This window comes from Pannonibacter phragmitetus DSM 14782 (genome assembly GCF_000382365.1).
GTDB classification, from domain to species: Bacteria; Pseudomonadota; Alphaproteobacteria; order Rhizobiales; family Stappiaceae; genus Pannonibacter; species Pannonibacter phragmitetus.
Map to the genome: position 1 here is coordinate 939,095 of NZ_KB908215.1, position 24,691 is coordinate 963,785.

Sequence of the window (24,691 nt, forward strand, 5' to 3'; positions counted from 1 at the left end):
TGGCATCCTGCAGGGAGCGGGCCGCAGGGCCAGCTCACCGGAGTGGTACGGGTGGGTTCAGAGGCCGAGGGCCTGCTTCACAGCCGGAATGGCTTCACCGCCGTCGCGGGTGGTCACGCCCTCAAGCCAGCCTTCGAAGCTGGCCGGATTGGCCTTGAGCCATTCGGCGGCCGCCTTGGCGGGATCGGCGCTCTCGTTCAGGATCGCGCCCATGATCTCGTTTTCCATCTCGAGGGTGAATTCGAGATTGGTCAGCAGCTTGCCCACATTGGCGCATTCGGCAACATAGCCTTGGCGCACATTGGTGTAGACGGTGGCGCCGCCATAGTTGGGGCCGAACACGTCATCGCCGCCTTCCAGATAGGCGATCTCGAAATTGGCATTCATCGGATGCGGCGCCCAGCCGAGGAAGACCACATCCTGCTTCCGGCTGGTGGCCCGGGCGACCTGCGCCAGCATGCCCTGCTCGGAGCTTTCCACCACCTCGAAATCCTTCAGGCCGAACTCATCCTGATCGATCATGCCGATGATGAGACGGTTTCCGTCGTTTCCAGGCTCGATGCCGTAGATTTTGCCGTTCAGACTGTCCTTGAACTTGGCAATGTCGGCAAAGCTCTTGAGGCCCTTGTCGTAGGTGTATTGCGGCACGGCGAGCGTGTATTTGGCGCCCTCCAGATTGGCGCGGACCGTCTCGACCGACCCATCCTCACGATAGGGGGCGATGTCGGCTTCCATGGTAGGCATCCAGTTGCCCAGGAAGACGTCGATGTCCTTGTTCTTGAGCGATGCATAGGTGACCGGGACGGAGAGGATCTTGATGTCCGTCTCGTAGCCCAGCGCCTGGAGAAGCGTGGTGGTGACGGCGGTTGTCGCGGTGATGTCGGTCCAGCCCACATCCGAGAACCGCACCATCTTGCAGCTCTCAGGTTCCAGCGCCAGGGCGCTGCCCGTCAAGGTCACGGCAAGGGCAAAACCCGCTGCCGGCCCGGCGATGAAAGTGGATATACGCTTCATCCGGTTCTTTCTCCTGCTTTCGCGTTGACGCCCTGTAATAACAGGACTCGCCCCCGGTGTTCACGCCCAAATGAACCCGGCAGGACCCCTTATGCAATGGGGAACCTTTTCTACGACCGTCTTTGCGGTGCGGTTTGCCCCTCTGGATTTTGCTACTGAAACATTTTGCCGCAGGCTTGGCAAGTTTTGATTGATTGATCGATCAATTAAAAATATCCATAGGGTGAGGAAAGGAGTGCCTGATGCCGAAAATCGGGATGGAAGCGGAACGCCGCCGCACCCTTATCGAAGCAACCGTGGATGCGATTCACGAGACAGGCTTCTGCGACGTGACGATTGCGCAGATCGCCCGCCGTGCGGGTGTGTCCGGCGGTCTGGCGCACCACTATTTTGGCTCGAAGGATCAATTGCTTGCGGCCACCATGCGGCACCTGCTGCATGAGCTGGGTCAGGGCATCCGCGCGCGCCTTGCCGCAGCCTCGACCCCGCGCGAGCGGATTTCGGCGATCATCGCCGGGAACTTCGACCCCGAGCAGTTCCGCGAGGCGGTGATTGCGGCCTGGCTGTCGTTCTACGCGCAGGCCCAGACGGCCGAATCCAATCAGCGCCTGCTGCGCATCTATGCCGCGCGCCTCACCTCCAACCTGACCTTCAGCCTCAAGGCCTTCCTGCCGGAAAAGGATGCGGCCGAGGTCGCCGAAGGCACCGCATCCATGATTGACGGCGTGTGGATCCGTCAGGCCCTGAGCCGGAAATCGCCGGACCGGGAAGCCGCCATCCGCATGGTCGAGGACTATGTGGAAGCGCAGATCCGCATGCGTCAGTCCGGAGCCGGGAACGAGGTGCAGCCATGAGCGGATATGACTTCATCATCGTGGGCGCCGGGTCTGCGGGCTGTGCCATGGCCGCGCGCCTATCGGAAGATCCTGCAAACCGCGTGCTGGTGCTGGAATTTGGCGGCACGGATGCCGGGCCTTTCATCCAGATGCCGGCCGCCCTCTCCTATCCCATGAACATGCGCCGCTATGACTGGGGCTTTGCCAGCGAGCCGGAGCCGCATCTGGGTGGCCGCGTGCTGGCGACCCCGCGCGGCAAGGTGATCGGCGGCTCGTCCTCCATCAACGGCATGGTCTATGTGCGCGGCCACGCGAAGGACTTCGACACCTGGGAAGAGATGGGCGCCAGTGGCTGGGGATACCGGCATGTGCTGCCCTACTTCCAGCGGATGGAGAACGCGAAGGCCGGTGACGATGGCTGGCGCGGGCGCAACGGCCCGCTGCATGTGCAGCGCGGGCCAAAGCACAATCCGCTGTTCAATGCCTTCATCGAAGCCGGGCGGCAGGCCGGTTACGAGACCACCGCCGACTACAACGGCGAGAAGCAGGAAGGCTTCGGCGATATGGAGATGACCGTCTACAACGGTCAGCGCTGGTCCGCCGCCAATGCCTATCTGAAGCCCGCCCTCAAGCGCGGCAATGTGGACCTGATCACCGGCGCGCTTGTTCGGCGGGTGGTGATCGAAAATGGCCGGGCAACAGGCGTGGAATATCAGCGCGGCAGCGGAGCACCGCAAGTGGCCCATGCCCGGCGCGAGGTGATCATCGCCGCCTCGTCGATCAACTCGCCCAAGCTGCTGATGCACTCCGGCATTGGCCCGGCGCAGCATCTGAAGGAGCACGGCATCGACGTCGTGGCGGACCGGCCCGGTGTCGGCGCCAACCTGCAGGACCATCTGGAGCTTTACCTGCAGCAGGCCTGTACCCAGCCGGTCACGCTCTACAAGCACTGGAACCTCATCTCCAAGGCGCTGATCGGGGCGCAGTGGCTGTTCACCGGCAAGGGGCTTGGGGCTTCCAACCAGTTCGAGGCCTGCGCCTTCATCCGCTCCAGGGCCGGCATCGACTATCCGGACATCCAGTTCCACTTCATCCCCTTTGCCGTGCGCTATGACGGCAAGGCGGCGGCGGAGGGACACGGGTTCCAGGCTCATGTCGGGCCGATGCGCTCCAAGTCTCGCGGCGCGGTGCGGCTCAAAAGTTCAGATCCGCTGGACAAGCCGTCGATCCGCTTCAACTACATGTCCCATGCCGATGACTGGGCCGATTTCCGCGCCTGCATCCGCCTGACGCGGGAGATTTTCGGGCAGGAGGCTTTCACCCCTTTCCGGGGCAAGGAAATCCAGCCCGGCAGCCACCTGCAAAGCGATGATGAGCTGGACGGATTCATCCGCGAGCATGCAGAAAGCGCCTACCACCCCTGCGGCACCTGCCGCATGGGAGCCAAGGACGATCCCATGGCCGTGGTGGACCCGGAATGCCGGGTGATCGGCGTCGAGGGCTTGCGGGTGGCCGACAGTTCCATCTTCCCGCAGGTGACCAACGGCAATCTCAACGCCCCCTCGATCATGGTGGGCGAGAAGGCCTCGGACCATATCCTCGGCCGCACGCCCCTGCCCGCCTCCAATCAGGAGCCGTGGATCCATCCGGACTGGCAAATCAGCCAGCGTTGAGCCAAAAGACCGAACAGGAGCGTGCCCGAAGCGGCACCCAGTGAACAGAACGGAGCCAAGCCCATGCGCGCGCAACCCGCAGCCTCCCACTATATCGGCGGCGCCTATGTGGAGAGCCCCGAAGGCTCTGCATTCGACAGCATCTACCCAGCCACCGGCGAAGTGATCGCCCGGCTGCATGGCGCAGATGACGCCACCATCGAAGCCGCCATGACAGCCGCCCGCGAGGGACAGAAGCTCTGGGCCGCAACGCCTGCCGCCGAGCGTGGCCGGGTGCTGCGCCGGGCAGCCGACATCCTGCGCCGGCAGAACCGGGAGTTGAGCGAGCTTGAAACGCTGGACACCGGCAAGCCCTTGCAGGAAACGCTCATCGCCGATGCGGCCTCCGGCGCGGATTGCCTTGAATATTTCGGCAATCTCGCTGCCACACTGACCGGCGAGCACATCGATCTCGGCGGCTCATTCGCCTACACCCGCCGCGAGCCGCTGGGCATCTGCGTTGGCATCGGCGCCTGGAACTATCCGATCCAGATCGCCTGCTGGAAGGCCGCTCCCGCCCTTGCCTGCGGCAATGCCATGATCTTCAAGCCCTCGGAAGTGACGCCGCTCTCCGCCCTGAAGCTGGCCGAAGCCCTCACCGAAGCTGGCGTTCCCGCCGGTGTCTTCAACGTGGTGCAGGGCGCGGGCGATGTGGGGGCAAAGCTCGTCTCCCATCCGGCTGTCGCCAAGGTCTCCATCACCGGCTCCGTGCCGACGGGGCGCAAGGTCGCGGGCCTTGCGGGGGCAAACCTCAAGCATCTGACGCTGGAACTGGGCGGCAAGTCGCCGCTGATCCTGTTCGATGACTCCGATCTGGAAAGCGCCGTCTCGGCGGCAATCAACGCCAATTTCTATTCCACCGGCCAGGTCTGCTCCAACGGCACCCGCGTCTTCGTGCAGAAGGGCCTGAAGGACTCCTTCCTGAAGCGCCTTGCGGAGCGCACCGCCAATGCGGTGATGGGTGACCCGCTGGAAGAGGCCGTCAACCTCGGCCCGCTCGTGTCAAAGGCGCAGTATGACAAGGTGCTGGGCTACATGAAGCTGGGCCAGGACGAAGGCGCAAGACTCGTCTGCGGCGGCAAGGCCGCGCAGGTGCCGCAGTTCCCGCAGGGCCTCTTCGTCGAGCCGACCGTCTTTGCCGATGTCGAGGACACCATGCGCATTGCCCGTGAGGAAATCTTCGGCCCGGTGATGTGCGTGCTCGATTTCGAAACGGAAGAAGAAGTCATCACCCGCGCCAACGCCACCGAATTCGGCCTCGGCGCTGGCGTGTTCACCCGCGACATCCAGCGCGCCCACCGGGTCATCGGCCAGCTTCAGGCCGGCACCTGCTGGATCAACACCTACAATCTCACCCCCATCCAGATGCCCTTCGGCGGCTTCAAGTCTTCCGGCATCGGCCGCGAAAACGGCCACGCAGCCATTGCCCACTACAGCCAGATCAAGAGCGTCTACGTGGAAATGGGACGGACTGAGGCGGCTTATTGAGGGGGGAGTGACCTCGTGAGCTGCCGGTGGCAGAAACAAGTTCGAATGGCAGCCGCGACGATGTTGAGATGATTATTTTTTTGATGATCGCTCTTGAACTGACCGAAACGTGTTATTAAATCATTTCTGCTTCCGGCAGAAGCATGCCACCCGTCAGTTGCAAAGCTGTAGACAGCACTGCCTTTGATGTTTGATGACCCGTTCATGTCTCTTGTTCGGGCTCACGAGGTGGTTGACGGGTGACGCTTCTCACGAGTCCGGGAGAAGAAACATGTCTACGGCAAACATTACGCCCACCACCCTTGACGGCATCAAGCGCCTCGCCAAAACGATATCTAAGCAGGACGGCGTGCCTCACGCTGTTGGTTTGGACCGTGCATCTATTCGTGCAGGATTTGCGAATTACACGAATGCTCGGCGTGTCCTCATGTCATCTACCACTGCCAAGCGACCGACTTTTAAAACCTTCATCAGCGTTCGGTGGCGAGATCCCGAAACAAAGTCGCGTGGAATAGAGATCATTGAAGTCTCACTTCCGAAGCCTCTAGATGAAATCGTCGAGGCAAGACACTTCAAGAATGCGCACGGCCTATGGAAGTTCAAGCGCCGGGCACCGGACTTAATCGTTTATCAAACCAATCCTCAAAGCGAGGATGGGGCCATTTTTGCTGCATGCACTGCTGCTCGCACCCTCCAATTCATGGCTGCAACAGGGTTAAAGCCGTCTACAAGTGACGCTTTACTTAACAGCAAGAGCACTGGCCGCCTGCCAGGTCTTGACCATTGCAGCTCATGGTTCGATCCGGCGACGAAGAAGAGAATTATGCTTGACGAGCCATATGCCGCAGCGGTTTCTGATCGTCAGCTTGAGCGCACCGCTTGGGCGGACCGCAACAACTGGCAGATTCTTAAGTCGGCATGGCGTGGGATTTACTTCCCAGATGCTGGCAGCGAGCTCTATCTCCTTTCCGATCGAGATAAAGGTGCTGCCCTGGAACCCATTGAGGCAGCGCTGTCCGCGTTGGGAGCGCCGATCGTCCCCGGAAATTGTCGGCGCATTGCTAAGGCCGAAGCTGAGTCTTTCAGAACGCCTGGTGAAATTCAGGCGCAAGCCGAGAAGGCTGCGAAAGCACGGGTGCCGAAACCGGCACGCGTTGCTGGGAAAGCTTCGAGCACCGTTTCGTACAAGATGCTCTTTTCCTCAGGCAGACGACCGAATGCAAAGATGCCCATTGAGAAGCACTCAGAGGTCGGGAAGCTTCTCAAGGAAGTATTAACGGCCACCCGAGGCAGGGCGGGCGTTACCAATCGTGTCGATCTGGTCAGGTCCGAACTCGATAACTGGGTTCAACTCGAATATGACCGTGAGACCTTGCCAGATAGCGAGTTCTTCGATCTCTACTATCGCGAGGGGGGGAAGGTACCTGATGCTGAGCGAGGCGTTGCAAGTCGAGCCCAGAGCATTGCGCGCCTGCGGAGCGCCAAAGCTATCCTTATTAGCGCCTATCCAGAATCGAAACCACTGAATGACTTGACCAAGAAGATAGACTTGGCGATCAAGTCATTGGAAAATTGGCATTAAACGGCACTAGTTCTGTCGGGTTCCATTTATTAGAGCCCGGAAGGACAAAAATGTTACGTTCTCTATGACGTTTTTGAATTTTCCATGGCAGCACGGATCAGCCTCGACTTATTACCCAGACTTGATCTGGTGTAACTATACCGATCGAATACTGAGAATAAACAAATAGGGCATAGCAGGGCGCTTCCACCCCAATTCCCAAAGGGAGAGGAGAGGAAACGTCCTGCTACACCTCACAACCGGGCCAACAGCTAGTATGGACGCCCCTCTTGAACAACGCGCCCCGCTAGCCGTCCCACCGGCAAAGCCCTATAAGCAGCCCATGACCGATATTGATGTTCTTGTTCTCGGCGCCGGGGCGGCCGGGTTGATGTGTGCGATTGAGGCGGGAAAGCGGGGGCTTTCCGTGCTGGTGATCGACCATGCCAAACGCCCGGCGGAGAAGATCCGCATTTCCGGCGGCGGGCGGTGCAATTTCACCAACCTGCACACCACGCCGGCCAATTTCCTGTCGCAGAACCCGCGCTTCTGCGTTTCCGCGCTGAAGCGCTACACGCCGCAGCATTTCCTCAAGCTGGTGGAGGCGCACCGCATTCCCTGGCACGAGAAGACGCTGGGCCAGCTGTTCTGCGACAACGCCGCCATGGACATCATCCATATGCTGCTGCGCGAGGCGGAGGCGGCGGGGGTGAAGCTTTGGATGGAGACGTCCTTCACCGCCGTCAGCAAGCCGGATGACCGGTTTTCCGTTGCCACCTCCCGCGGGGCCCTGCGCGCGCGGGCGCTGGTGGTGGCGACCGGCGGGCCGTCGATCCCCAAGATGGGCGCCACCGGCATCGGCTATGAGATTGCCAAGCAGTTCGGCCTTGCCGTGGTTCCGCCCCGCCCGGCGCTGGTGCCGCTGACATTTTCGGACGACAACAAGATCCTCTGCACCAAGCTTGCGGGTGTCTCGGTGGATGCGGTGGTCAGCTTCGGCAAGACGCGCTTCCGCGAGGGGCTGCTCTTCACGCACCGGGGGCTTTCCGGCCCGTCGGTCCTGCAGATTTCGTCCTACTGGCGCGAGGGCCAGCCGATCACCGTCGACCTGCTGCCGCAGACGGATGTATTTGCCGCGCTGAAGGCGGGCAAGACCAGCCACGGCAAGCAGGATGTGCGCACTGCGCTTGCCGGGCTTTTGCCCAAACGGCTGGCCGAAGAGCTGAGCGCCGCCCATGGCTTTGGCGGACGGCTGGCCGACCAGCCCGACAAGGTGCTGCAGAAGACGGGCAGCGCCATCAACAGCTGGCAGCTGCTGCCTGCAGGCACAGAAGGCTACCGCACGGCGGAAGTGACGCTGGGCGGCGTCGACACCACCGCCCTCTCCTCCCGCTCCATGGAGGCCAATGACGTGCCGGGGCTTTATTTCATCGGCGAGGTGGTGGATGTGACCGGCCATCTCGGCGGCTTCAATTTCCAGTGGGCCTGGGCCTCGGGCCATGCGGCAGGACAGGCAGTGCTCGGCTGAAAGCAGCACTTGCTGCATTGCACAAAATTGCTGACAAGCCCGATGCGGCCGCTATAGTCAGGGCAGCTGGGGAGTGATGATGCAGCGTGTGACCATTCATGATGTGGCGGCGCGGGCCGGAGTGAGCCTTGCCACCGTCGACAGGGTGCTGAACGGCAGGCCGGGAGTGCGGGCCGCAACGGTGGAGCGGGTTGAAACGGCCGTGCGGGAGCTGGGCTATACGCCCGATGTCCATGCCGCCAACCTGGCCAAACGCCGCCGCTACCGGCTGCATTTCCTCATCCCCCAGAGCACCAACGCCTTCATGGAAGACCTGAAGCGGGAGGCGGAACAGGTGGCGCTGCGTGTTGCGGGCGAGCGGGTGGTGATGACCATCACCCCCATCGATGCCTTCGACAGCCATTCGGTCGCCGGAACGCTGGCCGTGCTCGACAAGAGCATCTGCGACGGGGTGGCCGTCGTGGCGCCAAGCTCGCCGGAAGTGCGCGCCGCCATCGACCGGCTGGCCATGCGGGACGTGCCTGTGGTTACGCTCATCTCCGATCATCCGGCCTCGGCGCGCGCGCATTTCGCCGGCATCGACAATGTGGCGGCGGGGCGCTCTGCCGGGCAGCTGCTCGCCCGGTTCATTGCCGGCAACCGTCCCGGCTCCACGGCCAAGGTCGGCTTCATTGCAGGCTCGCTGGGCCTGCGCGACCATGCGGAGCGCCACGGCAGCTGCCTTGAGGTGCTGGAAGAGCTTCAGCCCGGCTTGCAGGCGCTGAAGGTGCGCGAGGGGCGCGATGACAACGAGCGGACACGCGACATCACCCTGCGGCTGCTGGATGAGCATCCGGACCTCGAAGGGCTCTACAATGCGGGCGGCGGCAACCGGGGTGTCATTTCGGCGCTGGAGGAACGCGGCGTGGCGCGGCAGGTGACCTTCATCGCCCATGAACTGACGCCATACACCCGCCGGGCGCTGCTCGACGGCACCATTGATGCGCTGATCGCCCAGAACCCCGGCCACGAGATCCGCAGTGCAGTCCGGGTGCTGAAGGCGCTGATTGACGGCACACCGGTGATCGCGGAACAGGAGCGGATCGGCATCGACATCTTTTTGCCGGGTAATCTGCCCCCGGAGGACGCAAAAACCTGACGCAACGGCAACAAGTCCGTAAGCCGCAGAATACTGCGATCTTTACGCGTTTACCCCATTGACGGTTGCCCCTCTTGAGGACATATTAAAACCTATGCGTCTTACTCAACAAACCAACTATGCCGTTCGCACGCTGATGTACTGCGCAGCGAACCCGGGCCGTCCCAGCAAGGTGGCAGAGATTGCCGCCAGCTTCGGCATGTCCGAAACGCACCTGTTCAAGATCATGAAGATCCTGGTGGATGCGGACCTCATCAAGACCCTTCGCGGCCGCAATGGCGGGATCGTTCTGGCGAGACCCGCCGACCAGATCACGCTGGGCGAGGTTGTGCGGGTTGCCGAAGAATCCTTCTATCTGGCGGAATGCTTCAACTCCGGCCGGAAGGATTGCCCGATCCTGACGACCTGCGGCTTCAACGGCGTGCTGCACGAAGCGCTGGAGGCCTTCATGGACGTGCTGGACAGCAAGACCATCGAAGACATCTCCGAGAACCGCACGGACCTGCGCCAGCTGCTGAACATCGGCGAAATTTCTCTCGCCGCCGCCAGCTGACCGGCTCCCCGCGACGGCAGGCCGCAAGGCGATTGCATTGAGACGCCGGTCCTGACAGGTCCGGCGTTTTTTATTGGACAGCAACGGTCAGGCGGCCACGCAGCATCAACCGCAGGGTTGTGCTCAGATGACTGTCTGTTGCGGGAAATCTGGTCGGGGAGAGATCGCCTCAAAGGGCGGTAACGGGCCCGCAGGCCTCCCCGCTTGAAGCGGGGAACGCCGGGCTGGCTTGCTGTCTGAGGGAGAGGAGAAAACAGCTGGCTTGCCAGGCATTTTGACTGAAGGTCAGCCTCCTGAGGACGTGTGGTTCGAAGGACGCGATTTCCGAAGCACCGCCGCTCAGGCCTTGTCTTGATAGCTTATTATGAGTATTACAGTCAAGTTAAATGTTGCGGGCGCACCGCACATTGGAACTTGTCCAAACTGTTGAGCTGTCGAGGTAATTTCATGCGCCACGTTCCCCCCTCCCACGCCGTGCCCAGCCAGAACAGCCTGCGCCAGGAAAAGCTGAGCCTTCCGGGCATGCGCAAGAGTGGTGCCGCCGACCATAACGGCACGCTGGAAAGCACATCCCTGTTCAAGGGCTCGCGCGAAGTGCGCATCCGGCACAATGACGAGACCTACCGGCTGACGATCACCAAGCTCGGCAAGCTGATTCTGACAAAATGACGCAGGGAGGGGTCACGAAGGCCTTGCGCGCGCCGCCAACTGCGCGCAAGTGAAGGCGCTGGCACGCGGCAGGAATCATGCCCGGCCAGCGCCTTTTCTTGCCGGAGTGCATCCTGACATGGCTTCCCTTCCCGTTCCGCTGGTGACCATCGGTCTCCTGCTTGCCTCCAATATATTCATGACTTTCGCCTGGTACGGCCATCTGAAGTTCAAGAGCACAGCGCTCTGGATCGTCATCATGGTCAGCTGGGGCATCGCCTTTTTCGAATATTGCCTGCAGGTTCCTGCCAACCGCATCGGCTACGGCTATTTCAATGCCGCCGAACTGAAGACCATTCAGGAAGTCCTGACACTGACGGTCTTCGTGCTGTTCTCCGTATTTTATCTGGGCGAGCCGCTGCGCTTCAATCACCTGATCGGCTTCTCGCTGATCGCCCTCGGCGCGGGGTTCATCTTCCGCGGCTGATCACCGCCGCATCCAAACAAAAACCGGCAGCCTTTGGGGCCGCCGGTCTTGTGTGGCCGCATGTGCCAGGTACCGGCCCGCAACGGGGCCGGAAACCAGATCACTTCATTTCGGTCAGGACTTCGAAGCCGTTGGCGCCGACCTTGAACAGGGAGTAAGCTCCCGGAACGTCACCGGCCTCGTCGAAGGAATGCTCGCCTGCAGCGCCCTGATAGTCGATGGCCTTGCCAGCGGCGATCAGCTCCTTGGCCTTCTTCCACTCGCCCGGCAGGATCGGCTCGCCTCCTTCGGAACCTGCAACCTGACGGATGGCAGCTGCCACCTTGGTCTTGTCGCCGCCCGCCTTTTCGATGGCCAGAGCCATCAGGAAGGCTGCGTCATAGGAGGTGGTGACGAAGATCGCATCCGGATCGCCGCCCTTGGCCTTGAAGGCTGCATTGAAGGCTTCGAGGGCTGCGGACTGCTCGCCGACCGGAGAAGAAGCCACGAAGGTGGTGAGGTTGTCAGCACCCAGCTCACGGATCGGAGCGTCGGACTTCATGCCGTCGCCGCCGACGAACTTCTCGAAGAAGCCATTTTCCAGCGCCTCGCGCAGCATGGTCAGGCCGCTGCCATCACCATAGTCGAAGATGACGAGCGTGTCGGCGCCGCCCTTGGCGAGTTCGGCAAGGTTGGAGCGGTAAGAGGCCTTCTCGCCCTCGTGAGCTGCGAACCCTGCGATTTCGCCGCCGATGGTTTCGTACTCGGCCTTGAAGGCATTGGCGAGGCCGGAGCCGTAGTCATTGTTGAGATAGGCAACGGCGACCTTGCCATAGCCCTGCTCCTTCAGGGTACGGGCAAGGGCACGGCCCTGGAAGTCGTCGGACGGCACGGTGCGGAACACGGTGTCATTGTCCTTCAGGCCGGTGATTTCCGGCGAGGTGCCCGACGGGGTGATGAGCGCGATACCGGCCGGGATGGAAACCGAGTTGGCTGCGGCAATCACGGCGCCCGAGCAATGCGGGCCCACGATGCCGACGACGCCGTCAATGTTCACGGCCTTGGTGGCGGCGTCCGTGCCGTTCTGCGGGTTGCAGGCGCTGTCGCCGATGACCGGAACGAGCTTTTCACCGGCAAGAATGCCGCCCTGCCCGTTCACTTCGGCAATCGCCAGCTGGGCCGAATCGATCATGGCCGGGGCCATGGCCGCAATCGGGCCGGAAATGCCGCCGAGCAGGCCAATCTTCACATCTGCCTTGGCCGGAACGCTGGCCAGGGCAGTTGCGGCCAGGAGAGACCCTGCCAGAGCGAGAAGCTTATGCGTCATTTCATTACCTCCACAAAGCGGGGGCTTTTGCCCCTCATTGCAAACTTCAATCCCGCGGCCAGGTCAGGCAGCAGTCCCCTGCTTCTGCGGCCTGGGCGGGTTGTCCGGAAGGGTTTCCGGCAACAGCCCCTCGGAGCGGAAGCGCAGGACAAGCTGCAGCATCAACCCGATGAGGAAGACGCGGATGTACTTGGCCTTGACCGCATATTCATGCGGCAGGCGGTCCGTTGCAATCTCTGAAACAGACCAGATGATCCATACAATCGCCGCACCCAGGATTGCTCCCCTGTTATTGCCTGACCCGCCGAGGATCAGCATGATCCAGACAAGGAAGGTGGCAATCATCGGGTCGATGGCTTCCGGGGTGATCGAGCGGTTGAAATGGGCAAACAGCGCCCCGCCCAGCCCCATCAGCGCCGCACCGAAGATGAAGGATTGCAGGCGGCGGTAGGCAATGTCCTTGCCCATGGCGGTGGCGGCCAGCTCGTTGTCGCGGATGGCGCGCATCATGCGGCCCCAGGGCGAATTGATCTGCCGCTGGATCAGCATGTAGGCAACGCCCAGCACGGCAATGACGATGGCCAGATAGGCCATCTGCGACTGCACATAGGGCAGATCGCCGAAGGGACGCGGAATGCCGGTGATGCCTCGGGCCCCGCCCGTCAGCGCGTCCTCCGACTTGATGACGAGGCGGATGATCTCGGCAATGCCGATGGTGGCAATGGCGAGATAATCGGAGCGGAAGCGCAGACAGATCTTGCCGATCGGCCAGGCGATGGCGCCCGCCGCCAGCATGGCGCCGGCCCAGCCCACAAGCACCGGCATGTCATAGCCGCCGATCCGGCCATCCACGTGCGGGCTCGTCAGGATGGCCGAGGTATAGGCCCCGACGGCGAAGAAGCCTGCGATACCGGCATTGAACAGGCCGGTGAAGCCCCACTGAATGTTCAACCCCAGCGCCAGAAGCGCATAGATGCCGATGAAGACGCCCATGAACAGGGCATAGTTTGCAAGGCCGATGAGTTCCATGGCGCAATCTCCCTGTCAGAGGACCTTGCCGCGCAGCAGGCCCGTAGGCCGCACCAGCAGCATGAACAGCAGGATGGCAAAGGCCATGCCCGCCTTGTACTCGCTCGGAATGAACATTACGGACATCTCCTCCGCGATGCCGACGATCAGCCCGCCAAGCACTGCCCCTTCCACGCGGCCAACGCCGCCCAGAATGGCTGCGGCAAACATAGGCAGCAGCATGGACCAGCCCATCATCGGCTTCAGCTCGGTATTGAGCCCGAGGAAGACACCGGAGGCCGCGCAAAGGCCGCCAGCGATGACCCAGGTCAGCATGACGACCTTGCGGTTGTCGATGCCCGAAAGCAGCGCCAGATTGGGGTTGTCCGACATGGCGCGCATCGCCTTGCCCCACTTGGAGCGGGACAGGAACAGCTGAAGTCCGGCCACCAGCACCAGCATGGCGATGAGCGTGTAGATCTCCCGGTCGCGCACCCGGATGCCGAAGTAATCCTCCGGCCGCACCAGCCCGCGGGAATAGGTCTGGGTATCGACACCCCAGACCACCTGCACCACGGCACGGACCATCAGCGCCGCGCCCAGCGTTGCCATCACGGTGATGATCTTGGGCCGGTTCCGCAGGTGCTCGTAGAACACCTTGTCGAGCCCGACCGCCACGCCCGCTGTCGCCAGGATGGCAAAGGGCAGCGCCGCCAGAGGCGGAATGCCGAGGGCCGTTACCAGCGCCAGCGCCAGGAAGGCACCGAGCGTTGCCAGATCACCATGGGCCAGATGCGCAAAGCGCAGGATCGCAAATACCAGCGTGATGCCGACGGCACCCAGCGCATAGATGGAGCCCATGACGAGCCCCGGCACGATGTAGAAATTGATGAAATCCAGAAAGGTCATCTTGTCTCAGCCTCACCCGCCCAGGAACATTTCTGCGACCTCGCGGTCGGCGAGAAGCGCCTGCCCCGTGCCTTCGTGCCGGTTGGCACCCGCCGCCAGCACATAGGCCCGGTCGGCAAAGGCAAGGGCCTGCTTGGCATGCTGCTCCACCAGCAGGATGGCAACGCCCGTATCGCGGACATCGCGGCTGATCTGGAAGATCTGCTCCATGTATTTCGGCGAAAGACCTGCCGTCGGCTCGTCCAGCAGCAGGAGCTTCGGATCGAGCATCAGGGCCCGGCCCATGGCCACCATCTGCCGCTGACCGCCGGAGAGGTTGCCCGCGGGTGTCTTGCGGCGCGCCTTCAAGTCCGGGAATAGGGTGTAGACCCGGTCAAAGGCGGCCGAGAGATCGCCCTTGCGCAGGAAGGCACCCATTTCGAGATTCTCGTGGATGCTCATTTCGCGAAAGATATTGTCCACCTGCGGCACGTAGCAGATGCCGCGCTGGACGATCTGGTTCGGCGCCCAGTTGGTGATATCGGTGCCATCGAAGGTGATGGAGCCGCCGCGAATGGTGAGAAGGCCGAAGATGGCCTTCATCGCGGTGGACTTTCCCGCCCCGTTGGGGCCGACGATGACCACGATCTCGCGGTCATTCACCGTCATCGACACCTGATTGAGAATGTTGGTCTCGCCATAGCCCCCGGTGAGGGACTGCATCGTCAGGAGCGCGCTCATGCTGCATCTCCCTGCGTTTCACCGAGATAGGCTTCCAGCACCCGCGGATCGGAGCGCACGGTCTGGAAGTCACCGGCGATCAGCACCTTGCCCTCGGCCATGCAGATGACGGGATCGCAGAGCTTTTCAATCATCTCCATGTCGTGCTCGATGAGAATGAAGGTGTAGCCGCGCTCGCGGTTGAGGATCAGGATCTTCTCTTCCAGCTTGCGCAAGAGGGTGCGGTTGACGCCGGCCGCAGGCTCATCCAGCAGCACGAGCTTGGCATCCGTCATCATGGTGCGGCCCAGTTCCAGCAGCTTCTTCTGACCGCCGGAGAGATTGCCGGCCCGCTCACCCGCCACATGGGTCAACTCCAGAAACTCCAGCGTCTCCCAGGCCCTGCGCGTCACTTCGGCCTCGGAGCCTGCCACCTTGCCCCAGTTAAACCAGTTGGCGAAGAGGCTCTCGCCCGGCTGATCCGGGGCCACCATCATCAGGTTCTCCAGCGCCGTAAGCCGGTGAAACTCATGCGGGATCTGGAAGGTGCGCACCAGCCCCTTGTGGAACAGCCTGTTGGCCGGAAGTCCGGTCACATCCTCGCCGCAGAAGCGGATCTTGCCTGCAACCGGAGGAAATGCCCCTGCGATAAGATTGAAAAGCGTTGTCTTGCCAGCGCCATTGGGTCCGATCAGGCCGGTGATCGTGCCTTCCGCCACCTGGAAGGTACAGTGATCAACAGCCGTGAAGCCGCCAAACTGCATGACAAGCTGGTTGAGTTCCAGCATCTGTTTTCCCCGCCGCTGCAATTGACAGCGCCCTTATTGTTTCTTTTTGCGCCCCGTGCCCGGATTTCCCTCAGTCCCTCGCAAGCGTACGCAGGACTGCCCGGACAGGAGCAGCATCCAATCCTTCTAGCCGGATAGGTAGAGCAATCAACTCATAATCCCCCGGTTCAACGCCTGCCAGCACCAGATTTTCCAGAATCCGCATGTCATGGCGAAACACGGTCATGTGAGAAGGAAGATCCTTTGACGTGTCCGGGTCAACCGACGGCACATCCACACCAATAAGCCGCACGCCCCTGGAGGCCAGCAGCTCAACGGTTTCCGGCGCAAGGGTGCGGAAACCTTCAGGCCACACATCCGGATCAAGGCTCTCCTCACAGCGCAGGAGCACACGCGGCGGCACGTCCACCAGAGCTGCCTCGATGTCCTGCGGCTCGACGAGGGGGCCAGCACCTCTTGCGTCAATCACCCGGGCGGGACCGATGTAATCCTCCAGCGCCAGCTGATCGATCGTGGCGCCCTCCTTCGCATAGTGCAGCGGCGCATCCGCATGGGCACCGCAATGCACGGACATGGAGAAAGCCGCCACATTGACCGGACAGCCGGGACCGATGGAAAAAGTCTGCCGCAGCTCGAAACCTGCGTCGCCCGGAAAAACGGCAGAACTGGCCCGAAGCGGCGGTGTTATGTCGATAAGACGGGACAAAGCGAACTCCGGTTACGGCCAGTGATACCAACGCTCATTTGGGCCTGACACAGTGACACCAGGTCAAGCCCTTGCCGCGGCTGAGCAATCAAGGCGTGATGCGGCAAAAGCCCAAGGCCTCCACATAGCAGGGCGCAATGCAGCGCGGAAGCAGTCTGAAAGTGAGGTTACTTTAAATTTAAAACATATCAAGGGTGCCTTTTCGGCTTTCTTGACAAGGCCGGCCCGGCTGGATGGAAACGTTTTTTTGACCCTGGAGCGCGCCACATCGCACTACCATTATTCAATCACAGGTATGTAAAACGCACCAAACCGCCCCATCCAGAACATCAAGCATCAGAATTTCCAAGTAATTTCAAACCTCTCCACGCTCAGGCGGCTTACTTCTGTTTACCATAAGCACACACAGGGAAAGCGGAGAGCCAACGAAACTGCCTCATTTCAAATGAATTTGGCGGCGGGCATGCATTAAAATTTACCTATTCGTAACTATCCCGATTAAGCCTTGAAAAACACATTCAATGAATACTGACACATGAGAATGCGATTAGAGATTGAAAGAGGCTTTGCATTTCTTTGGACGCCCCAACCCTTGCAAAACCTCACAATGCGAACATCCAATCGTCATTGCAGATGCAGCTTCTGATTTTCGGGAATTGACCCCAAGGATATACGGCACCAGCTAAATGAAGTCAGAGACGGACGATATCTTCCGGACTTGCGAGGTGGAAGCAGATGAGCTGCTTGACCAGCTCGGACGGATCGCGACCGCATTGTGGATCTATGACTTCGATCTGAAGTGTATCGTGTGGGCCAACGCCAGCGGCCTTGAGGTGTGGGGGGCATCGAGCCTCGAACAATTGCGGTCCCGCGATCTAGGCTCGGATATGTCGCGGACAGTCGCCGAGCGGCTGGACCAGTACAAGGCCGATTTCCAGCGAAGTGACTCAAGCTTCGCGGAAACCTGGACGCTGTATCCTCTCGGTGTGCCCAAGACGCTGCAGGTCATCTTCCGGGCTATCCGTCTGAAGGACGGCCGCACCGGCATGCTGTGCGAAGGCATCGTCAATCACGAGATCCGGCCGGAGACGCTGCGCAGCGCCGAAGCGCTGCTGCACACGCCCGTCATGATCTCCCTCTTCTCCCGCAACGGCGCTCCGCTTTACCGCAACCCCGCCTCACGCGCCTCGCAGATCGAAGCCGATCTCACGCTCCAGAACCGGCTTGTGGACGGGTCTATCGCAGAGGCCATGATGGGCGCCCTGGACTATGGCTCGGATTGCAAGGTGGTGGCGCAGACCCGCACCTCGAATGGCATCCGCTGGCACGAGATAACCGCCAGAACCTGCCGCGATGCCGTCACCGGTGTGCAGGCCTATCTCGTCAGCGAGATTGATGTCACCGAGTTGAAGGAAACCCAGGAGCGGGCGAGATTTCTCGCCGACCACGATTTCCTGACTGGCTTGCCCAACCGGCTCTATCTTCAGTCTCATCTTCCGGCCATGATCAATGCCGCCCTGACCGAGGGCCGGCGCCTGTACCTCTATTTCATCGATCTCAATGGCTTCAAGGTCATCAATGACACGCTGGGCCATGTCACGGGCGATCTGCTGCTGAGCGCTGCGGCAGCCCGGCTGTCCGGGTTCGCCGGCGAGAGGGGAACGATTGCACGGCTCGGCGGTGATGAGTTCATAGTCTGCATTCCGGAGCGGATGATTGGCCTGAGCCCGCAGGACTTCGGCCGCCAGCTGCTGGATCTGTTCATCGAGCCCATGGACATCGGCGGCCAGATGCTTCAGGTCACCGCCGCCGCAGGCATGAGCGTCTGCCCGGACGATGGCAAGGACATGGACACCTTGATGCGTCACGGCGATCTTGCGCTGTACGAGGCGCGGGGCGGACGTGCCAATAAGGTCACCCCGTTCTCAATGGACCTGCGCCAGCGTCTTGATGAACGTGTGGCGCTGGAACAGGACCTCTGGCGGGCGCTGGAGAACAACGAGTTCCTCCTGCATTTCCAGCCGCGTGTCTGCGTCAGGACCGGAGCCATCCTTTCCGCCGAAGCCCTGATCCGGTGGCAGCATCCCAGGCGCGGCCTGTTGAGCCCCGGCAGCTTCATCCCGGCCTGCGAAGAGACCGGCATGATCGTGGAGGTGGGCGAATGGGTCTACCGGCAGGTGGCGCTGCACCAGAAGCACCTGCAGGATGCAGGCATTGACATCAGCCTGTCACTGAACCTCTCCGTGCACCAGTTCCAGGATCAGGAGCTGATCGAAAAGCTGCTGCTGCTGCCGCAGGAGACCGGCTGCGATCCCCACAAGATCGGTTTCGAGATCACCGAATCCATGCTGCTGGGGGACAGCCCCTCCATGCGCTTCTCCCTCTCGCGCATGAAGAAGTGCGGCTACAACATCCTGATCGATGATTTCGGTACCGGCTATTCCAATCTGGCCTACTTGCAGAACTATCCGATCGATGTGCTGAAAATCGACCGCACCTTCATCAATGACCTGAAGACGGCAGCTCCGATCACCCGGCTGATCATTTCCCTCGGCAATGTGCTGAATGTGCGGATCGTGGCGGAAGGCGTCGAGACGGACGAGCAGCTTGAATGGCTGCGGGCCAATGGCTGCGATGAATATCAAGGGTTCCTCTTCAGCCGGCCGGTGCCTTTTGCCAATCTCATCCAGCAGTGTGAAGAGGATCAGGAACGCCGGCGCGATCAGTCCAAGGTGCTGAAAGTGCGCAAGCCCCGGCAGGCCATTACCCGCCGGGCCTGATCCGGTCCCGATGAGACTGGCTCATCGGGATTTGCAGCAAGGTCACAGATCTGCGCGCAGATCCCACAGTTCGGGGAAGAGCACCACCTCCAGCATGCGCCGCAGATAAACGACACCGCTGGTGCCGCCGGTGCCGCGCTTGAAGCCGATCACCCGCTCCACCGTGGTCACATGGTTGAAGCGCCAGCGCCGGAAATAATCCTCGAAATCGACCAGCTTTTCAGCCAGCTCGTAAAGCGTCCAGTAGCGTGCCGGGTCGCGGTAGACCTCGATCCACGCGGCGCGAACGGTCTCGTCGGCGGCATAGGGCTCAGACACATCCCGGTTGAGCATCGCGTCCGAAATCTCGAAGCCGGATCGGGCCAGCAGGCGGATCGCCTCATCGTAGAGGCTGGTTTCCTGACGGATGGCCTCCAGCCAGCCATGAACGCCGGGCACATGCTCGTGCGGGCGCATCATGGCCGCGTTCTTGTTGCCGGCCATGAACTCGATCGCCCGGTACTGGAACGACTGGAAGCCGGAAGATTGGCCCAGCGCCGCGCGGAAGGTGGTGTAGTCGCTGGGCGTCATCGTGCGCAGCACATCCCAGGCCGAATTCAATTGCTCGAAGATCCGCGCCACGCGGGTGAGCAGCTTGAAGGCCGGCTGAACGTTGCCGCTGGCGATATGGGCCTTGGCCGACGCCAGCTCATGCAGCGCCAGCTTCATCCACAACTCGGATGTCTGATGCTGGATGATGAACAGCAGCTCGTCATCAGCCTCGGACAGGGGCGACTGTGCCGTCAGGATCTTGTCCAGCGACAGGTAGTCGCCATAGGACATCCGCCCGTCAAAACGCATCTGCGCGCCGTCTTCCGACGGATCATAGGGGGTCTTGGCGGTCATATCAGGTCACCTTGGCGCGGGTCTTGAACTGCGGTGCATCCCAGCTGCGGGTGGCGAGAATGTCCGCCAGAATGTCGACGGCCTTCACCACATCAGCATGCGACAGGTAGAGCGGCGTGAAGCCGAAGCGGACGATGTCCGGCGCCCGGAAATCACCGATGACGCCGCGTGCGATCAGTGCCTGCATCAGGGCATAGCCCTCGGCAAAGCGGAAGGAAACCTGGCTGCCACGCTCATCCGGATTGCGCGGGCTCGCAAGCTCCAGCCCCTCGCAGCGGCTTTCCACCTCACGGATGAACAGTTCGCACAGGGAAACGGATTTGGCCCGCAGCACGTCCATGTCTACATCGTCAAACACATCCAGCGCCGCATCGAGGGCCGAGAGCGACAAGATCGGCGGCGTACCGACACGGAACTGATCGACGCCCTTGGCGCCGCGGTAATCGAGGTCGAAGGCAAAGGGCGCATCGTGCCCCATCCAGCCATTCAGCGGCTGGCGGGCAACGGCCTGATGCCGCTCTGCCACATAAAGGAAAGCCGGAGCACCGGGGCCACCGTTGAGATACTTGTAGCCGCAGCCGATGGCAAAATCGGCACCGCAGGCATCCAGCTCCACTTTGAAAGCACCGGCGGAATGAGCAAGATCCCAGATGGCGAGAGCACCGGCCTCATGGGCAAGCCGGGTTAGCGCCGCCATGTCATGACGGCGGCCCGTGCGGTAGTCGACCTGCGTGATCATCATCACCGCAATCTCATCCGTGATGGCGCCTGCCACCTCTTCCGGCGCGACAAGGCGCAGCTCATGGCCGGCGTCCAGCAGATCCCGAAGGCCCTGCGCCATGTAGAGATCCGTCGGGAAATTGCCCGTGTCGGAGAGGATCACCTTGCGCTCCGGCCGCAGGGCAAGAGCAGCCGAGAGCACCTTGAACAGGTTGATGGAAGTGCTGTCACCGGCAATCACCGTGCCGGGCGCTGCGCCCACCAGACGGCCGATCCGGTCGCCCACACGGCGCGGCAGATCCACCCAGTCATGCTCGTTCCAGGCGCGGATGAGGCTCTCGCCCCACTGCTTGGTCACTACATCGGCCACCCGCTGCGGCACATGGGCCGGCAACGTGCCAAGGGAGTTGCCATCCAGATAGATGACGCCCTCGGGCAGGGCAAAGGCGGCGCGCTTGGGGCCAAGCGGATCGCCCTGATCAAGCGGATGAGCGCTGGATGTTCCGGACATAAAATCTCCCTCAATCAGGCTTGCCGCACCCTCTGGGGTGTACTGCCGCAGCAACGGCTGCCTCATGCGGTCACGCTAACAGCGGACCTGCACGCCCGCAAGGATTATATATAATTTGACAGGTCATATATTCCTGATCAGATGCACCGGAAATCTCAACCGGGACCCACGAGCGGAATGCCGAAGACCGAAGACGCCTATAACGCCCTGCGGACCGCCATTCTGGAATGCACCCTGCCTCCGGATGCGCCGCTGACCGTTTCCCTGTTGAAGGAGCGGTTCGGCTTTGGCTGGACGCCGCTGCGCGAGGCGCTGTCGCGGCTGGAGGCCGAGCGGCTGGTGGTGCTGATGCCAAATCGCGGCTACAGGGTCTGCGGCGTGTCGGCGGAAAGCCTGCGCGATCTTCAGGACGCGCGGCTTGCCATAGAGCCAAGGCTTTTCATCCGCTCCATTGCCGAGGGCGGGGAAGAGTGGGAAGGGCGTATGGTCGCAGCCCATCACCAGCTGGCTTCAACGCCCGTACCGGTGCCGCATGCGGCGCGCGATGCCATCCACCTGTGGGAGCGGCGGCACGATGCGTTCCATGCCGCCCTTCTCTCGGGCACGCAGGCACCGTGGCTGCAGCTTTTTGCCAGCCAGGTGAATGACCAGCTCCGGCGCCACCAGCGGCATATGCTCAGCTCACCGGAGGTGCGCGCCCGCATGGATGATGATCCGCAAGGGCGGCTGCGGGAAACCTACCAGAAGACGCTTGGCCTTGGCCCGCACACGGAGCTGATGCAGGCCGCTCTCGACCGGGACCCGGACCGTGCAGCCCGCCTTCTGACGGATCATATCGGCTTTTCACTCGCCGTCTTTGAGGCTTTGTGGTCCTGAGTCCCTGACTCTGCTCGGAGGGCGTGGCGCTGCTTGCCGGATTGAACCTGCGCGGTGCCGCCGGACCCAGCCAGATATGGGACACAGCATCACACTGGCGCGCCCAAAAATACAAGGAAAGCTCGACCGGCGGCCTTGCCGCGAATATTGTCGCGGGCTGAAACCCTGACGGGAGACGGACGGTCCTGTCGCGTCAGGGCAAGGGCAGCATGCGGCGGCACGCACCGGGAGAACCATTTTGCAGCAGACAGCACTTATTCTCAGCGCCACCCCCATCTATGCAGGGGTTCTGGGGCTGATCTACATCTACCTGAGTTTCCGCGTCGTCGGCCGCCGCAAGAGCCTTCAGCTGGCGCTGGGGGATGGCGGCGACACGGAGTTGCTGCGCCGTCAGCGCGTCCACGGCAACTTCGCCGAATATGTGCCGCTGGTGCTGATCCTGATCCTGATGTGCGAGTTGCAGGGGGCTCCGGTTCTGCTCGTGCATGCCCTCGGTCTTGCATTCACGATCGGCCGCGTATCGCACGCCTATGGCGTTTCCCAGCCGAAGGAGCAGCTGATCTTCCGCATGACCGGCATGATCCTCACCTTCGCCACCCTCACCATCTCTGCGGTCACGGGCATCGTGCTGGCGGTGGTGTGAATCAGGTAGCCCGGACAGCCGAACGGCCGTCCGGGCCCTATCATGTTACACGCCCCAGACGGCGGCGCGGTCGTGATACATGCGCTCTTCCATGGCCTTGGTGTAGGACGCGCATTCCTTGATGTAGGCGATGTAGGAGGCGTGCACCTTTTCGGCTACGGCATCCCCTTGCGGATAGGCTTCCAGCACCTCGCGCGAGGCCTTGCCCAGCGCTGCCACCACATCATCCGGGAAGGCCGAGACCTTGGCACCCTTGCTGACGAGATCGGCCAGAACGCGGGTGTTGTTGTAGCGGAATTCGGCAATCGTATCCTCGCCCTGGGCCTGCGCGGCGCTGGCGAAGATGGCCTGCAATGCCGGAGACATGTTGCCCCAGACATTCTGGTTCACGATCATCTCCAGCGCGGCACCCGGCTCGTGGAAGGCCGGCAGGTAGTAGTAGGGTGCGATCTTGTAGAGACCGAGCGCCACATCGTTCCACGGGCCAACGAACTCGGCCGCATCGACAACGCCGGACTGGAGAGCCGGATAGATTTCCGGCGGCGGGGTCAGCACGGTGACAACGCCGAGCTTGCGCATCACATCGCCGCCAAGACCGGCAATGCGCATCTTGAGGCCTGCCAGATCATCGAGCTTGGTGACCGGGTTCTTGAACCAGCCGCCAGCCTGTGCACCCGATCCGCCCGCATAGAACGGCTTCACGCCGAACGGGGCATAAGCCTCGTCCCAAAGCGCCTGACCGCCGCCATAGGCGATCCAGCCGGACAGTTCCGACTGCTCCAGACCGTAAGGCACGGTGGTGTAGTACATGGCCGCGCGCACCTTGCCCGCATGGTAATAGGACGCCGTATGGCCCATGTCGGCTGCACCACTCGACACTGCGCCGAACACCTCGAAGGGAGGCACCAGTTCACCGCCGCCGTAATAGGTGATCTTCACCTTGCCATCGCTCATCGCCTCGATGCGCTTGGCAAGCTTTTCAGCCCCGGTGCCCACACCGGGGAAGCCACGCGGGAAACCGCCCACGAGCTTGAGGTTCAGCGTTGCCTGCGCAAGGGCGGGCGCTGCAAGGGCAGGCGCAGCCGCAGCCGCAAGCGCGCCCGTTTTCAGAAAATCACGGCGTTTCATTGATTGACCTCCCGGCGGGCTCTGGGCCCGAAGCAGAATTTCCACTCCTGATCGTAGACCGCAGCACGGCCACTTGACCAGATGCCCCTGACCTTTTTGCCGGCTCTTTCCGGGTGGATAAGATGATCGGGTGCGAGCCTCAGTTCTGCTTGAGGCGGGTCTTCTGGGCGTGCTCGATGTGGCGGCGGGCCGCCGTCTCGGCTGCATCCAGATCGCGTGAGGCGATGGCCCGCACGATGGCTGCGTGCTCTTCAATGGCCGTCTCGCGCCGCTCGGGTGTGTCCAGCGTCGTGCCGGCCATCAGGATCATCGACAGGCGCAGATGGTCGATCTGGCCGACGAGATAGCGGTTGTGGGAGGCGAGATAAATGCGCCGGTGGAACTCCCTGTTGGAGCGCACCATGGACTTTTCGTCCGCAACCCGTTGCCGGTCCGCCTCGACCAGTTCGGTCAGGATCTCGATTTCGGCGTTGGAGGCGTGCTGGGCAGCCAGGCGGGCGGCTGTGCCTTCCAGCACCTCGCGCATGTAATAGACCTCGGAAATCTGCCGGTGATCCAGCGTCGGGATCACCATGCCCCGGTTCGGCTCGTGTATGGCAAGGCCCTGCGCTTCCAGCCGCTTGAGGCCTTCGCGGATCGGTGTGCGGCTGACGCCGAAAATCTCGGCAAGCTCTGCCTCGCGCAGGCGGTCTCCCGGCTTCAGTGTGCGGTCCTCGATGGCCTCCACCAGCCGCCGGTAGATTTCGGCTCCGTTCAGCCGCTCGTCC

General features: G+C 61.9%; 23 protein-coding genes. 12 read left to right on the forward strand and 11 right to left on the reverse strand.

The features are described from left to right. Positions 1 to 57 precede the first annotated feature (57 nt). The gene (locus H163_RS0104335; protein ID WP_019963325.1) at positions 58 to 1,014 is read right to left on the reverse strand and encodes a choline ABC transporter substrate-binding protein; all 957 of its coding nucleotides are present in this window, start codon (positions 1,012 to 1,014) and stop codon (positions 58 to 60) included. Between the two features lie 242 nt (positions 1,015 to 1,256). Between H163_RS0104335 and betI the strand changes: the two genes are divergently transcribed. The 9 genes from betI (at position 1,257) to H163_RS0104380 (ending at position 10,965) form a co-directional block, all read left to right on the forward strand. Beyond that, positions 1,257 to 1,868 (forward strand): transcriptional regulator BetI, encoded by a 612-nt coding sequence (betI, locus tag H163_RS0104340; protein ID WP_019963326.1) that lies wholly within the window; start codon positions 1,257 to 1,259, stop codon positions 1,866 to 1,868. After that, a complete protein-coding gene (gene betA, locus H163_RS0104345) occupies positions 1,865 to 3,523 on the forward strand; it encodes a choline dehydrogenase (RefSeq protein ID WP_019963327.1) in 1,659 nt (552 codons plus the stop codon). The genes betI and betA overlap by 4 nt, the downstream gene beginning before the upstream one ends. A 63-nt stretch (positions 3,524 to 3,586) precedes the next feature. Next, positions 3,587 to 5,050, forward strand: coding sequence for a betaine-aldehyde dehydrogenase (gene betB, locus H163_RS0104350; RefSeq protein ID WP_026355442.1), 1,464 nt, complete (start codon positions 3,587 to 3,589; stop codon positions 5,048 to 5,050). A 271-nt stretch (positions 5,051 to 5,321) separates the two neighbouring features. Next, positions 5,322 to 6,632, forward strand: coding sequence for a DUF5623 domain-containing protein (locus H163_RS24765; RefSeq protein WP_147290386.1), 1,311 nt, complete (start codon positions 5,322 to 5,324; stop codon positions 6,630 to 6,632). 322 nt (positions 6,633 to 6,954) lie between these two features. After that, positions 6,955 to 8,139, forward strand: coding sequence for a BaiN/RdsA family NAD(P)/FAD-dependent oxidoreductase (locus H163_RS0104360; protein ID WP_019963330.1), 1,185 nt, complete (start codon positions 6,955 to 6,957; stop codon positions 8,137 to 8,139). A 76-nt stretch (positions 8,140 to 8,215) separates the two neighbouring features. Beyond that, the gene (locus H163_RS0104365; RefSeq protein WP_019963331.1) at positions 8,216 to 9,277 is read left to right on the forward strand and encodes a LacI family DNA-binding transcriptional regulator; all 1,062 of its coding nucleotides are present in this window, start codon (positions 8,216 to 8,218) and stop codon (positions 9,275 to 9,277) included. Positions 9,278 to 9,371: 94 nt separating this feature from the next. Beyond that, complete coding sequence (locus tag H163_RS0104370) at positions 9,372 to 9,830, forward strand: Rrf2 family transcriptional regulator (RefSeq protein WP_081625952.1); 459 nt, start codon at positions 9,372 to 9,374, stop codon at positions 9,828 to 9,830. A gap of 447 nt (positions 9,831 to 10,277) precedes the next feature. Further along, a complete protein-coding gene (gene hemP, locus H163_RS0104375; protein WP_208975302.1) occupies positions 10,278 to 10,499 on the forward strand; it encodes a hemin uptake protein HemP in 222 nt (73 codons plus the stop codon). A 118-nt stretch (positions 10,500 to 10,617) separates the two neighbouring features. Continuing rightward, positions 10,618 to 10,965: a DMT family protein gene (locus H163_RS0104380; protein WP_026355444.1), complete on the forward strand. Its 348-nt coding sequence runs from the start codon at positions 10,618 to 10,620 to the stop codon at positions 10,963 to 10,965. Between the two features lie 100 nt (positions 10,966 to 11,065). Here the strand turns inward: H163_RS0104380 and H163_RS0104385 are convergent, their stop codons facing one another. From H163_RS0104385 to kynB, 6 genes are all read right to left on the reverse strand, one after another. Further along, positions 11,066 to 12,271, reverse strand: a complete 1,206-nt coding sequence (locus H163_RS0104385; RefSeq protein ID WP_019963335.1) for an ABC transporter substrate-binding protein — start codon at positions 12,269 to 12,271, stop codon at positions 11,066 to 11,068. Positions 12,272 to 12,334: 63 nt separating this feature from the next. Then, a complete protein-coding gene (locus tag H163_RS0104390) occupies positions 12,335 to 13,300 on the reverse strand; it encodes a branched-chain amino acid ABC transporter permease (protein WP_019963336.1) in 966 nt (321 codons plus the stop codon). Between the two features lie 15 nt (positions 13,301 to 13,315). Continuing rightward, complete coding sequence (locus H163_RS0104395) at positions 13,316 to 14,188, reverse strand: branched-chain amino acid ABC transporter permease (RefSeq protein WP_019963337.1); 873 nt, start codon at positions 14,186 to 14,188, stop codon at positions 13,316 to 13,318. 12 nt (positions 14,189 to 14,200) lie between these two features. After that, on the reverse strand, positions 14,201 to 14,908 hold the full coding sequence (locus H163_RS0104400) for an ABC transporter ATP-binding protein (protein WP_019963338.1): 708 nt from the start codon (positions 14,906 to 14,908) through the stop codon (positions 14,201 to 14,203). After that, complete coding sequence (locus H163_RS0104405; protein ID WP_019963339.1) at positions 14,905 to 15,675, reverse strand: ABC transporter ATP-binding protein; 771 nt, start codon at positions 15,673 to 15,675, stop codon at positions 14,905 to 14,907. The genes H163_RS0104400 and H163_RS0104405 overlap by 4 nt, the downstream gene beginning before the upstream one ends. A gap of 70 nt (positions 15,676 to 15,745) precedes the next feature. Then, a complete protein-coding gene (gene kynB, locus H163_RS0104410) occupies positions 15,746 to 16,381 on the reverse strand; it encodes an arylformamidase (RefSeq protein ID WP_019963340.1) in 636 nt (211 codons plus the stop codon). Between the two features lie 686 nt (positions 16,382 to 17,067). Here kynB and H163_RS0104415 point away from each other — a divergent pair. After that, entirely contained in the window at positions 17,068 to 19,161 is a 2,094-nt protein-coding gene (locus H163_RS0104415; protein WP_019963341.1) for a putative bifunctional diguanylate cyclase/phosphodiesterase, read from the forward strand. Positions 19,162 to 19,203: 42 nt separating this feature from the next. Here H163_RS0104415 and kynA read toward each other — a convergent pair whose 3' ends face one another. Both kynA and kynU read right to left on the reverse strand, forming a co-directional pair. Next, entirely contained in the window at positions 19,204 to 20,046 is an 843-nt protein-coding gene (gene kynA / locus H163_RS0104420; protein WP_019963342.1) for a tryptophan 2,3-dioxygenase, read from the reverse strand. Position 20,047: 1 nt separating this feature from the next. Continuing rightward, the gene (kynU, locus tag H163_RS0104425) at positions 20,048 to 21,277 is read right to left on the reverse strand and encodes a kynureninase (RefSeq protein WP_019963343.1); all 1,230 of its coding nucleotides are present in this window, start codon (positions 21,275 to 21,277) and stop codon (positions 20,048 to 20,050) included. Positions 21,278 to 21,454: 177 nt separating this feature from the next. Here kynU and H163_RS0104430 point away from each other — a divergent pair, with 177 nt between their 5' ends. Together H163_RS0104430 and H163_RS0104435 are read left to right on the forward strand one after the other, a co-directional pair. Next, the gene (locus tag H163_RS0104430; RefSeq protein WP_019963344.1) at positions 21,455 to 22,153 is read left to right on the forward strand and encodes a GntR family transcriptional regulator; all 699 of its coding nucleotides are present in this window, start codon (positions 21,455 to 21,457) and stop codon (positions 22,151 to 22,153) included. A 238-nt stretch (positions 22,154 to 22,391) separates the two neighbouring features. Further along, positions 22,392 to 22,796: an MAPEG family protein gene (locus tag H163_RS0104435; protein ID WP_019963345.1), complete on the forward strand. Its 405-nt coding sequence runs from the start codon at positions 22,392 to 22,394 to the stop codon at positions 22,794 to 22,796. Positions 22,797 to 22,841: 45 nt separating this feature from the next. Here the strand turns inward: H163_RS0104435 and H163_RS0104440 are convergent, their stop codons facing one another. Both H163_RS0104440 and H163_RS0104445 read right to left on the reverse strand, forming a co-directional pair. Beyond that, positions 22,842 to 23,924 (reverse strand): TRAP transporter substrate-binding protein, encoded by a 1,083-nt coding sequence (locus H163_RS0104440; RefSeq protein WP_019963346.1) that lies wholly within the window; start codon positions 23,922 to 23,924, stop codon positions 22,842 to 22,844. A 139-nt stretch (positions 23,925 to 24,063) separates the two neighbouring features. After that, complete coding sequence (locus tag H163_RS0104445) at positions 24,064 to 24,681, reverse strand: GntR family transcriptional regulator (protein WP_026355445.1); 618 nt, start codon at positions 24,679 to 24,681, stop codon at positions 24,064 to 24,066. Between the last annotated feature and the right edge of the window lie 10 nt (positions 24,682 to 24,691).

What these genes read in the sequence shown, in the direction of transcription:
- H163_RS0104335 (WP_019963325.1), bottom strand. Translation starts at nt 1,014, where the DNA reads ATGAAGCGTATATCCACTTTCATCGCCGGGCCGGCAGCGGGTTTTGCC.
- betI (WP_019963326.1), top strand. Translation starts at nt 1,257, where the DNA reads ATGCCGAAAATCGGGATGGAAGCGGAACGCCGCCGCACCCTTATCGAA.
- betA (WP_019963327.1), top strand. Translation starts at nt 1,865, where the DNA reads ATGAGCGGATATGACTTCATCATCGTGGGCGCCGGGTCTGCGGGCTGT.
- betB (WP_026355442.1), top strand. Translation starts at nt 3,587, where the DNA reads ATGCGCGCGCAACCCGCAGCCTCCCACTATATCGGCGGCGCCTATGTG.
- H163_RS24765 (WP_147290386.1), top strand. Translation starts at nt 5,322, where the DNA reads ATGTCTACGGCAAACATTACGCCCACCACCCTTGACGGCATCAAGCGC.
- H163_RS0104360 (WP_019963330.1), top strand. Translation starts at nt 6,955, where the DNA reads ATGACCGATATTGATGTTCTTGTTCTCGGCGCCGGGGCGGCCGGGTTG.
- H163_RS0104365 (WP_019963331.1), top strand. Translation starts at nt 8,216, where the DNA reads ATGATGCAGCGTGTGACCATTCATGATGTGGCGGCGCGGGCCGGAGTG.
- H163_RS0104370 (WP_081625952.1), top strand. Translation starts at nt 9,372, where the DNA reads ATGCGTCTTACTCAACAAACCAACTATGCCGTTCGCACGCTGATGTAC.
- hemP (WP_208975302.1), top strand. Translation starts at nt 10,278, where the DNA reads ATGCGCCACGTTCCCCCCTCCCACGCCGTGCCCAGCCAGAACAGCCTG.
- H163_RS0104380 (WP_026355444.1), top strand. Translation starts at nt 10,618, where the DNA reads ATGGCTTCCCTTCCCGTTCCGCTGGTGACCATCGGTCTCCTGCTTGCC.
- H163_RS0104385 (WP_019963335.1), bottom strand. Translation starts at nt 12,271, where the DNA reads ATGACGCATAAGCTTCTCGCTCTGGCAGGGTCTCTCCTGGCCGCAACT.
- H163_RS0104390 (WP_019963336.1), bottom strand. Translation starts at nt 13,300, where the DNA reads ATGGAACTCATCGGCCTTGCAAACTATGCCCTGTTCATGGGCGTCTTC.
- H163_RS0104395 (WP_019963337.1), bottom strand. Translation starts at nt 14,188, where the DNA reads ATGACCTTTCTGGATTTCATCAATTTCTACATCGTGCCGGGGCTCGTC.
- H163_RS0104400 (WP_019963338.1), bottom strand. Translation starts at nt 14,908, where the DNA reads ATGAGCGCGCTCCTGACGATGCAGTCCCTCACCGGGGGCTATGGCGAG.
- H163_RS0104405 (WP_019963339.1), bottom strand. Translation starts at nt 15,675, where the DNA reads ATGCTGGAACTCAACCAGCTTGTCATGCAGTTTGGCGGCTTCACGGCT.
- H163_RS0104415 (WP_019963341.1), top strand. Translation starts at nt 17,068, where the DNA reads ATGAAGTCAGAGACGGACGATATCTTCCGGACTTGCGAGGTGGAAGCA.
- kynA (WP_019963342.1), bottom strand. Translation starts at nt 20,046, where the DNA reads ATGACCGCCAAGACCCCCTATGATCCGTCGGAAGACGGCGCGCAGATG.
- kynU (WP_019963343.1), bottom strand. Translation starts at nt 21,277, where the DNA reads ATGTCCGGAACATCCAGCGCTCATCCGCTTGATCAGGGCGATCCGCTT.
- H163_RS0104430 (WP_019963344.1), top strand. Translation starts at nt 21,455, where the DNA reads ATGCCGAAGACCGAAGACGCCTATAACGCCCTGCGGACCGCCATTCTG.
- H163_RS0104440 (WP_019963346.1), bottom strand. Translation starts at nt 23,924, where the DNA reads ATGAAACGCCGTGATTTTCTGAAAACGGGCGCGCTTGCGGCTGCGGCT.